1 protein-coding gene and 1 pseudogene are annotated in these 880 nt (G+C 75.3%); one reads left to right on the forward strand and one right to left on the reverse strand.

Features of this window, described 5'->3' with window-relative positions; all coding sequences use genetic code 11:
* A pseudogene (locus tag G3I40_RS32550) lies at nt 1–186 on the forward strand (universal stress protein); the annotation flags it as partial.
* Between the two features lie 11 nt (nt 187–197).
* Here G3I40_RS32550 and G3I40_RS32555 read toward each other — a convergent pair.
* Complete coding sequence (locus G3I40_RS32555; protein ID WP_164306213.1) at nt 198–824, reverse strand: response regulator transcription factor; 627 nt, start codon at nt 822–824, stop codon at nt 198–200.
* Nucleotides 825–880: the final 56 nt, after the last annotated feature.

Raw genomic sequence — 880 nt, forward strand, 5'->3', positions numbered from 1 at the left:
CTGGCGGCGGGCCCCGACGACCTGCTCGTCATCGGCGTCCGCCCCCGGCGCTGGCACCACCGCCCCGTGCACCGGCACGTACGACGCCACGCCCGGTGCCCGGTCCTCACGGTGCCGCTGCGCTCGGCGCGGCGGGATTTCCGCGCCCTGCGCCGGATGGCGCCGGGTGACTTCTGCGCCCTGTAGGACGTCGGGTCCTACAGGGCTCGCATCAAGCCCCGCGACGTGGCCGCGGCGACGGCCGACGTCCGCGAGTCCACGCCCAACTTCGCGTAGATGTGCACCAGATGGGACTTCACCGTGGCCTGGCTCAGGAACAGCTGACGGGCGATCTCGGCATTCGACAGTCCGTCCCGCACCAGCTGCAGGACCTCCAGCTCACGCCGGCTCAACGCCTCCGAGGGCGCCCGCAGCCGGTCCATCAGGCGCAGCGCGATCGCCGGGGCGAGCGCGGACCGCCCGGAGGCGGCGGTCCGCACCGCCGCGGCGAGTTCCTCGGGAGGCGCGTCCTTCAGCAGATAGCCGGAGGCACCGGCCTCGACCGCCGCCAGGATGTCCGCGTCCGTGTCGTACGTCGTCAGCACCAGCACGCGCGGCCCGTCCGTCAGGGCCGCGATCCGCGCCGTCGCCTCGGCGCCGTGCATCCCCGCGCCGAACTGCAGGTCCATCAGCACCACGTCCACGGATTCCGCGGCGGCCAGCGACACCGCCTGCTCGGCCGTGGCGGCCTCCGCGACGATCGCGAAGTCGGGCTCCGCGTCGAGGACGGCCCGCAGCCCGGCGCGGACGACGGGGTGGTCGTCGGCGAGCAGCAGCCGGATCACGCGCGGCCCCCGGCGGGCACCGGCAACGGCAGCGTGACGGCGACGGCCGTGCCCCG

This window comes from Streptomyces sp. SID14478 (assembly GCF_010548525.1).
Taxonomy (GTDB): Bacteria; Actinomycetota; Actinomycetes; order Streptomycetales; family Streptomycetaceae; genus Streptomyces.